Annotated in this window: 9 protein-coding genes and 1 pseudogene; 6 read left to right on the plus strand and 4 right to left on the minus strand. The window is 53.4% G+C overall.

Annotated elements, in window-relative coordinates; translation table 11 throughout:
- Positions 1-235 precede the first annotated feature (235 nt).
- Together AC222A_RS17770 and AC222A_RS17775 are read right to left on the minus strand one after the other, a co-directional pair.
- Positions 236-529: a type II toxin-antitoxin system RelE/ParE family toxin gene (locus tag AC222A_RS17770; protein WP_486775353.1), complete on the minus strand. Its 294-nt coding sequence runs from the start codon at positions 527-529 to the stop codon at positions 236-238.
- Complete coding sequence (locus AC222A_RS17775; RefSeq protein WP_486775354.1) at positions 517-789, minus strand: CopG family ribbon-helix-helix protein; 273 nt, start codon at positions 787-789, stop codon at positions 517-519. Before AC222A_RS17775 ends, AC222A_RS17770 begins: the two co-directional genes overlap by 13 nt.
- 232 nt (positions 790-1,021) lie before the next feature.
- On the opposite strand from AC222A_RS17775, the gene AC222A_RS17780 reads away from it, so the two are divergent.
- Positions 1,022-1,300, plus strand: coding sequence for an addiction module antidote protein (locus AC222A_RS17780; RefSeq protein WP_486775355.1), 279 nt, complete (start codon positions 1,022-1,024; stop codon positions 1,298-1,300).
- A gap of 45 nt (positions 1,301-1,345) precedes the next feature.
- Here AC222A_RS17780 and AC222A_RS17785 read toward each other — a convergent pair whose 3' ends face one another.
- The gene (locus tag AC222A_RS17785; RefSeq protein WP_486775356.1) at positions 1,346-1,486 is read right to left on the minus strand and encodes a hypothetical protein; all 141 of its coding nucleotides are present in this window, start codon (positions 1,484-1,486) and stop codon (positions 1,346-1,348) included.
- 347 nt (positions 1,487-1,833) lie between these two features.
- On the opposite strand from AC222A_RS17785, the gene AC222A_RS17790 reads away from it, so the two are divergent.
- Positions 1,834-2,841 carry a hypothetical protein gene (locus AC222A_RS17790; RefSeq protein WP_486775357.1) on the plus strand — a complete coding sequence of 336 codons (1,008 nt, stop codon included), beginning with the start codon at positions 1,834-1,836 and terminating at the stop codon, positions 2,839-2,841.
- Positions 2,842-3,118: 277 nt separating this feature from the next.
- Complete coding sequence (locus AC222A_RS17795; protein ID WP_486775361.1) at positions 3,119-3,532, plus strand: YtoQ family protein; 414 nt, start codon at positions 3,119-3,121, stop codon at positions 3,530-3,532.
- 98 nt (positions 3,533-3,630) lie between these two features.
- Here the strand turns inward: AC222A_RS17795 and AC222A_RS17800 are convergent, their stop codons facing one another.
- Positions 3,631-3,879 carry a DUF5062 family protein gene (locus AC222A_RS17800; RefSeq protein WP_486775358.1) on the minus strand — a complete coding sequence of 83 codons (249 nt, stop codon included), beginning with the start codon at positions 3,877-3,879 and terminating at the stop codon, positions 3,631-3,633.
- Between the two features lie 284 nt (positions 3,880-4,163).
- On the opposite strand from AC222A_RS17800, the gene AC222A_RS17805 reads away from it, so the two are divergent.
- The 3 genes and pseudogenes from AC222A_RS17805 (at position 4,164) to AC222A_RS17815 (ending at position 9,972) form a co-directional block, all read left to right on the plus strand.
- Positions 4,164-8,453, plus strand: coding sequence for a thrombospondin type 3 repeat-containing protein (locus tag AC222A_RS17805; RefSeq protein ID WP_486775359.1), 4,290 nt, complete (start codon positions 4,164-4,166; stop codon positions 8,451-8,453).
- A 205-nt stretch (positions 8,454-8,658) separates the two neighbouring features.
- Positions 8,659-8,967, plus strand: a pseudogene (locus AC222A_RS17810) (YtoQ family protein); the annotation flags it as partial.
- Positions 8,968-9,180: 213 nt separating this feature from the next.
- Positions 9,181-9,972 carry a hypothetical protein gene (locus tag AC222A_RS17815; RefSeq protein WP_486775360.1) on the plus strand — a complete coding sequence of 264 codons (792 nt, stop codon included), beginning with the start codon at positions 9,181-9,183 and terminating at the stop codon, positions 9,970-9,972.
- Positions 9,973-10,017 lie beyond the last annotated feature (45 nt).

Genomic DNA, 10,017 nt, shown 5'->3' on the forward strand with positions numbered 1-10,017 from the left:
AAACAGGTAGTAACTGGCCTGCATGCCCAACCAGAACTCGGCTTTGCCAACACCAATCAATTCCAGTGCCAACGCAATTTCTGGTTTAAGCGACGCTTCACCGCTGACAACGCGCTTCAAGGTATTGCGGCGACAACCTAGCTGATCAGCGCATCCTGCAGAGCTAATCGGCGATGTACTTGATCGGAGTCGTTTTTATCAATCATCGGTTCGTTAATTCTGAGAACAGCTTACTTTATTCGTAACCGGCTTCTTTTTGATGTCGCACCGCGAGAATCACTGCTGTTTCACCATCAAAGCGATACAACGCGACATAACCGCCGCTACCGAAATCGATCAACCATTCTCGAAAAGTTGGCTCCATATCTTCAACAGGGCGCCCGGCCTCAGGCTGGTGGGCCAGTATTTTCACGCCCGCTCGAATTGTCTTGATGGCGCGACGAGCCGCCTCTTTATCTTTAGGAGCGAGGAAGCAATAGAGTCTTTGTACGTCAGCAAGAGCTGACGGGGACCAAATCAGTCGTGACACTTGGGCAGCTCTGCATCATCACCAGCCTCAAGCTTCTCCAACCAGGCGTCAGCTTCCTCAAGCGTCAGATGCTGCCCGTTTTCCTGGTAGGCTTCCCAAGCTCGCAACGCGTCTTGTTTAAAAGATTCGCGCTTTTCCTCACGCTCTACATAATCTCGAATCGCTTCGCGCATGATCCAGTGCGAGGAGCGGTGCCTCACATCAGCCAAGTGCTGAATCCGGCTTTTCAGATCATCATCGAGTTTTATCGAAGTTGCCATATTGTCACCCCGGTATCAAAAGGTAGTACCTCTCACTACCTTACCATAAAAGCTTTGGCGTCACCCCACCTGGCACCCAGACAGAGGGAGAGTTCCAACGGCTGAAGCCCAGCTAATGTGGAATAGATGGAATTCCCGCCTATATTCAAACGTATCCCGCAGGATACAGTGCATCGTTGACGAACTTGAAAACCCATCGAGGCTATGGCCACCGAACTGGAGGACTACGCAAATGGTAAAAACGAAAGAATTTAATCCCTTAGAGTTCATGGAGTCTCAGGCTGAGATCGATGCCTTTCTGCTCGAGTGTTACGAAGATGAAGACCCGAATACCTTTGTCACAGCCCTCGGCCACCTGGCCAAACAGCACGGCATGACAGAAGTGGCAAAAGCCGCAGGCTTGAGTCGGGAAAGTCTTTACAAGGCAGTGAATGGCAAGGTTCAACCCAAGTGGTACACCATTCATCGGTTAATGCGCGTGCTTGGCGTTCGCCTGACTATTGCTGCCTAGCACTGGGCGACAGCGCCATTTATGGCCTCAAAGAAGCACTGCAATTCATAACTCGATTAAGGTATTCCGGTGACAACCAAGTTGCTCGGCCATCATCGCAATGCTGTTCAGCTTCTGACCGTCTTCATCTTCTATCAGGCGCTGCTCGAGGAGCCGCCCGGGATGTGAGGGGTTATGCATAGACATAATGTGCGCTCCGATTAGAGATAATCGTCGTAATCCCGACGATAGATATGTTCATCCCGAAACTCGAAGGACAGCCGCCAGTTGCCTACCCCCATTGATCCTCAATCAACCAGAATCCATGAACCGCTAAAGTAGAGCCCTCCGCCCCTCCTTGAAGGGCTAATGCTCGCTCCCCCACACAAAAGGCGTGCACCATTATGATGCAAGAAGCTATACTCCAAGCCCCGCCACGAAATTGTTGTTAGGTCCCGTTCTGGGGTGTGGCGCACAGCCGATAATAATGTAGCTACGAGGAAAAAATGTTAACACTAACTAAGAAATATACTTCACACTTTATCGCAGTGTGCATGCTCATGCTCGGTGGAGCCCTTTCAGCGCAAGCATCTGAGCTGGTCATCATGAAGCAGAATGACCGACTGAAGCCGTCAAGCTCCGACCAGATCTTGGGCAAAATTGGAAGTCGGATCGTGGTTCTTCAGTCCGACAGCAATGTTTGCATCTACGATACGGCAAACGGTCAAAAGCGCTACATCTGGGGTTTCGACCAACTCCCAGGATGGATGGAAAAGGGCTACCAAAAGACGTCTGAAATATGGCTCGCGCCGAATGATCTGGTTGTCTATGCGGGCGGAACAAACCTTGCCTATTCCGCTATCACAGCTGACAAGCTTCCCGCCTTTGGCGGCAACGCAAGCCCCATCGAAATGGTTTTTGACGGAAATTCGATCGCAATTCGCAAGGTTAACAATAAGTCTCAGGTTCTTTGGGTCAAACCTTTCGGGCACTGGAACGCAGCCGCGGATATGAATAACGCAAACCCCAACGGCGTTTGGAGTTATGGCGGTGGCACGGTCGGCGGCGACTTTGTCAAGTATCAAATTATCGCAAACAACAAAGGTTTGTGGCACCACGGGCCTGAAGGCTGGAAAGGTGTTTACTTCAATAACACCGGAGCCCCCCAGACCTTATCAGGTGGCCTGAACCCTGCTCCGGGCACACTGATCATTCACCCTGGCAACGGTGCCGACCACCTATCCAAGATTCGCTTCACTGCGCCCAAGGACGGAAGATACGCGGTTAATGCAAACTTCAAAAACATTGACCAGCAGGCAAAAAAAACCTTTAACTGGGTTTACACCAATGCCTCTAGTGAAAATGGCAAGGTTTACAGCTTTACCCCGGCTGGGTGGAAGGAGCTTTATGGGCAGGAAATTTCCGGCGTAAACGCTTCTTCAGTGTTTAACCGGGTTGTCACACTAAAAGCCGGCGAAATGCTAAGTTTTGAAGTGGGCAATGCGGGCGATACCTATACCGATGACTCAGTGCAGGTAGATATCCAGATAAACGTGCAGTAATTGAACACACCACGCTCATCGTAGCATCACAGCCCGGCCAGCACTGAATGCAGGCCGGGCTATTTTTTATACCTAATCCCAACCTACCAAACTAAAGCGGTCGGAGCGCTTACTTTTAAACAATTATCAGGCGAGGTTGCGCGCCCGTCTGCGTTACGAGGGCCCATAGCTGACCTGCAGCGGAATCCTGGGGACAGTTTACTTAATTAACTGAAGCACAAATCAACACAAAGGAACCAACACCCCAGTAACTCTAAAAGTCTACCTCTCCGGCGAAATCCACACCGACTGGCGCAATCAAATCATTGAAAGCTGCCGCGAGCAGAAACTGGATATCGCCTTTACTTCCGCCAACACCGACCACGAATCCAGCGACGCCGCTGGCGATGTACTCGGCCCCGAGGAAAAAGGCTTCTGGCGCGACCATAAGTCCGCCAAGGTCAACGCCATCCGCACCAAGACTTTGATCGAGCAAAGCGACGTAGCGATTATCCGCTTCGGTGACAAATACAAACAGTGGAATGCCGCCTTCGACGCCGGTTACTGCGCCGCCCTTGGCAAACCCTATATCACCCTGCACGCCGAAGAGATCATTCACCCCCTCAAGGAAGTAGACGCCGCCGCAATGGCCTGGGCGACTACAACGGATCAGGTGGTTGAGATTTTGAAATACGTCGTCAGCGACAGATAATTGGGGTCATAGTCACATTAGAAAATTGGGGACAGTTTACTTATTTAGAAATAGGTAAACTGTCCCCAGTTTAATTCGCGTCGCCGTTAGCCAACGGATCAGTCTTTCTTCTTTTCCAGCGAAGCAGCCCATAAAGCCAGCCGATGCCTTATGGACTGCTGCGACACCTGAAGCTCCGGCATGGGCTGGATAAGCTTGTCCCGCACCAGCAGCCGATATATGTATTCCAGCTTCTCATTGGTCGAATCGGTAGGCTCGAAGATTGCGGCCCCGCGTTTTTCTGCGTAGCGAGTACCGATATCTATAGCCTTGCGTACAAGTTCTTTTTCGTTTTGCAGCTTTTTCATACTATCTCCTGCCAGCTACTTACAGTACTCGGGGGCGATATCACCATCCACGATAGCACGCGGCTGAATAACTGCTCTGTAGCAATTGATTTAGAGCTTCAATAGATATGAGACTGGCTCGAACCGCATCTCGGTTTGTACTTATTGCGCAGTTGTGTAAAATTCACGTTGCGCCAAGATGTTTAATATTTGACCAGATGGCGCATATCAAAATAAAAACCGCACGCTTGTGCCTACTGTGGCATGCCGTCTCCTGTCTAGAGGTAAAACTACGGATGAAGTCTATGCGTCTCCCGCTTTTCTTACTTAGCGCCCTTCTTACAGCCTGCGGCGGAAGCAGCAGTGGTGGCAGTTCCAGCAGCACCGCGAGTGCAAGCCAACAAGAGGGGCAGTTCGTTGACTCCCCGATCACAGGGCTCGGCTATCGACCTGGAAATGAAATAGACGTTCGGCTCACAGGCCCTCGCGGCGAATTTCAGTTCACATCGGGCCAATCGATAGCGTTCTCTCTAGGCGGCATCCAGCTAGGCTCCGCGCCCGGGCAGCCCTTTATCACGCCGACAACCCTGGCGAATGGCAACGAGTCCATTAGAACCAACCTGGCGCGTTTTTTCCAAACCCTGGACAATGACGGCAACCCCGACAATGGCATTATCCTGGCCCCACGAGTACGGGATCGTGCCCAAGCCCTCAGCCTGTCTTTAGCGGCCTTCTCAGTCGACCCCGCCGATTTTGCTGCCAGCGAAGCGGCGCAGTTTGCGATCTCGGCAAACGGCGATAATCGTGTGTTAATTGACGCTTTAGAGGCACTCAAGCATTTAACCGCCTCTGAACGCGATATCGCGGACGGCCAATTTGACTATGACGGCGGCGTCGATAGCGACAACGATGGTATTAACGACGCAGTTGATGCCTGCCCGCAAACACCTGTGGATGCAACGGTTGACGCTGATGGCTGTGCGCCGGGAGAAGCATTGCAAGACGATGACGGCGACAGCATTGCCAATGGTGAAGATAATTGTCCCGCGATTTCCAACTCTGATCAGGCTGATTTCGATGCCGACGGCCGGGGAGATGCCTGTGATAACGACGTCGATGGCGACGGTCTTGTAGACAGTAAAGACCCCAACCCTACATCTACAGACAGTGATAACGACGGCGTTCCAGATGGTCAAGATAATTGCCCTGCAATTTCCAACTCTGATAAGGCTGACCTGGATGGCGACGCGATTGGTGACGCATGCGACGATGATCGCGACGGCGACGGCACGCCCAACGATATGGACGCGTTTGCAGACGACCCCAATGAAGATAGTGATACCGACGGTGACGGGATAGGCGATAACGCCGATGCATTTCCCGGCGATCCCAACGAATCTCAGGATACAGACAGCGATGGAACAGGCGATTCGTCGGACAACTGCCCACAAACACCAAACCAGGACCAGAAGGACACAGACAACGATGGTAACGGAGACGTCTGTGACAGCGACCTTGACGGCGATGGTGCCGACAACGAATCAGATAATTGTCCGCTAGTATCAAACAAGCAGTCCGATGATCTGGATGGCGATAGTGTCGGCGACGCCTGCGATAGCGACATTGACGGCGATGGCATCGAAAACGGCGCGGACGCCGATAATGACAACGACGGTGTAAACGATAACGACCTTCTCGGCGGTGACGAGGATTTCTGCCACGGAACTCCCCTTAATACCCCTACCGATGAGGTCCATACCCAGGATGCAACCAACAAGGGCTGCACCGACAATCAGCTCGCCCAGGGCGATTACTGCGCAGACGGTGGCATCAAGGTCGCCGGCGGCAATTTTGCGGTCGATCCGCTGGTCTCCGAGTCGGGGCACAACATAGCCTTTCAGCTAATGGAACCTGACACCATCGATTGCGCGACTCTGCACTTGGCTGCACACCCACTAATCTTGCATGGTCACGGCTTTGGCGGTTCGCGCACAACTGAACGCGATCGGTTTGCGGATTATTTAAGCAAAGGCTACGCCGTGATCAGCATTGATCAGCGCGGCTTTGGCGACAGTGCCGGCACTATCCGCACGATGGATCCAGAGTTCGAGGGCAAAGACCTGGTGCAGATACTGGACTGGGCTGAGGAAAACCTCCCCTACCTGGCGTGGAAGAATGATGCAACAGAGAAGTTTATTTCCCGACCTGCCCCGGCCGACAAACCCGCACACAGTGTCGCGAATGGCGACAATCTGGTAGTAGGGGCAATCGGCAGCAGCTACGGAGGCGGCTACCAACTCCTGATTCTGGCGGTGGACGAAAAGAACCGCCTCGACGCCCTGGTACCCGATATCACCTGGCACGATCTGCGCTATAGTTTGAACCCCGGCGACACCATCAAAACCGGCTGGGACCTGGCGCTGGTCGCAGGCGGTGAATCCGGCAGCTATGGCCCCGGACTGGAAAATGGCGATTCACCGAACGATCGCGGCCTCGATCCCTATATCAAGGAAACCCTCACAAGAGGTGCCTCTACCAACGAATTCCCACGGGAAGCTCTGAAGTGGTTCAACTACCACAGCCTGGGTTTTTGGTGCGCCAATCAAGGGCTCCCGACCATGCCCTATCAAGTCACCCACTGGGGAGAAAACGATAGCAACACCATGCTCAGCGACGGCGGGGTGGTCCCATCGCCCGGCGATAAACCTCGCACGCTGCCAGCAGTAGATGTCCTGCTGACCCAAGGCTTTCGCGACACCCTCTTCAATTTCAATGATGCCTGGTGGAATTATCAGTGCCTGTCGGCGCTCGGCGGCGATGTACGACTCTACACTCACCAATCCGGGCATATCTTAGCGGTCGCCGCACCCGATGACGCGCAACCCACACATTCCGGCGCGCCGGCACCCGTCATACCAGCCTTCCAGGATGCCGGCGGCCCCCAAAGTTGCGGCGCAACAAATCTAACCGCCGCGGGCAACACCACCGACAGTCTCGTGCTTAAATGGTTTGACGCGAAGCTGCGTCAATTTACCGGTGTCGATCTCGGCAGCGAAAATATATGCATATCACTGGCCGACGAAGATTCTGTCTCAATACCGGCTGACATGCTGATTGCTCCCGATGCCAATGCGCAGGCCGCCACGCAGATCAAGTTTAGCTCCTCCCCGGTACCCAATGGCGAGCTCGCCGTAGCGCTGGCCGCGAATGGACCAACTGTTGTTGAGCTTGGCAGCGTCGCCGACGTTAACGGAGCGATACTGGCTGGCATACCCCAGCTCGATGTCACCGTAGCAACGGCTGCAGGTGCCAACGAATTGGCGAGTGACTGCAGCCCGCCCGACGTTCCCACACTCCGCACCGGTTGCGACAGTATTGTCTTTGTGGGCATCGGCCAACAGAAAGCCGATAGCGGCTTCTGGGATCTGGTCGACGACCAGATTTACCCGCTGCGCGGTCTCGGCAAACATAGCGTAAACCTCAACGGTATCGCCGAGCGAATTGAGCAAGGAGACAAACTCGCCTTGCTAGTTTACGGTTTTCACCCACAGTTTCCCGCGTCCTATTCTCGCGATGTATCCATCGAGGCGGTAGAGCTAAACGGTAGTATAGGCCTGCCGCTGTATGCCGCAGACGAAGATGGAAATGCTGACTTGGCTAAAAGCGCGGCCAGCGCCCTGACCAATACCTGCGGTTCACCAGAAACCGCCCCCATCGGTGTTACGTCCGAAGGAGGCGAAGCACTATTGCAGGATTTCACCCGGACGGACTTTGAACAACTCGACTTCGACAGTGATGGGTGTGCCGCACAATATAAGGCCCTGGTTCCCGTAGACGTTGTCCGCAAACAGGATAGCGAACGAGAAGTCCGAAACGAGACAACAACTATCTTCAATCTGGACGTCCCCCGCTGGGTGACCTATGTAATTTGCCACCCATCACCAGATCAGTGCAGTGCGCTGCGGCCGCTGGTAGAGGTTGGCAACTTTGACTTGGATGAAGACAATGAGCTTCGTATCAATGCGCCTATGTCTGCAGACATAGGTAGCGATGTTCCACCAAACACCTCCTCAATCAACTCGGTGCAGTGGAAGCCAAACGCCGACGTGGCAGCAGTAGGTGTCAAGTTTTCCATTACTGAAGGTAACCCTCAGACAGCTATGACAGTTTTGTTCGATGCGGGAGCTGCTATAGGCGACATCCTCGTCAACAATAATAGCGAGACGGTCTCTGTCCAAGCGGGAGATCTTATAAAAGCAAAACTTTGGCACACAACTGTAAACACCGAGGGCAACACAACCCTAGATTATCGGGTTGGGGGTCTATACACCGTTGACATATCTCTAATCCGCAACGGAAGCACTGAATTCTTCGCACGACACAACTGTAGTAATATTTCTCTAAGCGACTTTGATCCGAGGAAAGCGGGTACTGCCGCTTGTGATGGCTCGAGCGCAGGAGCCGGTTGGTTGCTGAATTTCGTCCAGGATTGGCGAGTAACAGAGGTTGCGTTTGACGATGTTTTCAATTTCGCCAACCCCGACGACCCTGTTTTTTCGATTCTCGATGATGTCGAACTGGTAATAGCTCAGTAATTGCTTCGCAACAAATTACACCGCCCAGGCTAACGACCTGGGCTTTTTTATGGACTTCAAATCCGCAATGGAAAAACTTGTTGTCTGCCAGAAATGAATGAACCAACAAAGACTAGAGCAGATCGGACTATGTACATGCTTTAATTAGTCCAGACACAAAGCAACCAGCACTCCAGTGACACTAAAAATTTAACTCTCCGGCAAAATCCACACCGACTGGCGCAATCAAATCATTGAAAGCTGCCGCGAGCAGAAACTGGATATCGCCTTTACCTCCGCCAACACCGACCACGAATCCAGCGACGCCGCAGGCGATGGTCTCGGCCCCGAGCAAAAAGACTTCTGGCGCGACCACAAATCCGCCAAGGTCAACGCCATCCTCACCAAGACCTTGATCGAGCAAAGCGACGTGGCGATTATCCGCTTCGGTGACAAATACAAACAATGGAATGCCGCCTTCGACGCAGGCTACTGCGCCGCCCTCGGCAAGCCCTGTATCACGCTCCAAGGGGATTGCCCCAGCCCCACCATCGATCGATACAGGGCCTTGAATTAAACTCGGCAGAGGCTTTAATTTAGTCCGAGTTGCTTTACGGAAAATGCAGTAAACTGCGCTGAGAGCAGCCCCAAAAGCTCGGCCGGGCCTCTTGTAAAAATAGGATCTGCGCCTTTTTCGGGGACTTCCCTACCCTGACGATCAACAACAGTTTCACTCGGAGTCCATTGAATGCGCACACTGTGCATTGTGTCCCTGATAGTTACCCTTTACCTCGGTGGCTGCTCGCTCGTTGCGCAGAATGCTCTGGACCCTATCGACTGGACCGACAAAGAGGTGGAACGCCATGCCGCCTCCGGCCGGGGATTCATGGCACAGTTACGAAAGGACCCTCTCATAGTGGGCCCCTACACTGCCGCTTTCGAGGCCCGGAGTCCGTGGAACAACCTGCCCGTGCAGACAAGCACTGACGTGCAGGTAGGGCTAGGCGCCGAGGGCGGACGCCAGGCCAGCGCCGGAACCACCAGCCTGCGCAATGAGTCTGAAATGAAAATCCGCCTGTACGGTCCCGTTGGCGAACTCGCATCTATTCAATGTCGACAAGTCCTCAACGTAGAAAACTGGGAAGCGCGGGTTACCAACAAGCGCGGCGAGAACGACATGAGCGTAACGGAAAACATTGCTTATGATGCTTCACTCAACTGCCGTTCGCGCAAACTTGGCCCAGCTTGGCCGCAATGGCAGCTGGATATGCACGCCACGGGCAAAAAACCGCTGCACGGTATTCTTAGAATCGACGGTCACGATTTTGAGGTCTCTGGAAGCCAGGCATCAACGGTGGGCGTATTGCCCGACACCGTCAGCTATGAGGTGCGCCAGAACAGCCAAGTGCTTGCCCTCATAGATCGCAGCAGTGAGGGGCAACTGAGTATCGCCGTCCCTATCAGCGAAAATCTGCGCACGTCTCTGTTTGGCGCGGCAGCCGTGCTACTGCTTGCCCACGACCCCTTGAATCCGCAATAGAAAATTAAAGGGGCAAAGTGCTGCCCTTTTTATAATCCAAAACGC

The organism is Litorivivens sp., assembly GCF_057445395.1.

Excerpts from the sequence above, each read along its gene's own strand:
- AC222A_RS17790 (WP_486775357.1), top strand. The coding sequence starts at position 1,834 with ATGCTCATGCTCGGTGGAGCCCTTTCAGCGCAAGCATCTGAGCTGGTC.
- AC222A_RS17785 (WP_486775356.1), bottom strand. The coding sequence starts at position 1,486 with ATGTCTATGCATAACCCCTCACATCCCGGGCGGCTCCTCGAGCAGCGC.
- AC222A_RS17805 (WP_486775359.1), top strand. The coding sequence starts at position 4,164 with ATGCGTCTCCCGCTTTTCTTACTTAGCGCCCTTCTTACAGCCTGCGGC.
- AC222A_RS17800 (WP_486775358.1), bottom strand. The coding sequence starts at position 3,879 with ATGAAAAAGCTGCAAAACGAAAAAGAACTTGTACGCAAGGCTATAGAT.
- AC222A_RS17780 (WP_486775355.1), top strand. The coding sequence starts at position 1,022 with ATGGTAAAAACGAAAGAATTTAATCCCTTAGAGTTCATGGAGTCTCAG.
- AC222A_RS17775 (WP_486775354.1), bottom strand. The coding sequence starts at position 789 with ATGGCAACTTCGATAAAACTCGATGATGATCTGAAAAGCCGGATTCAG.
- AC222A_RS17815 (WP_486775360.1), top strand. The coding sequence starts at position 9,181 with ATGCGCACACTGTGCATTGTGTCCCTGATAGTTACCCTTTACCTCGGT.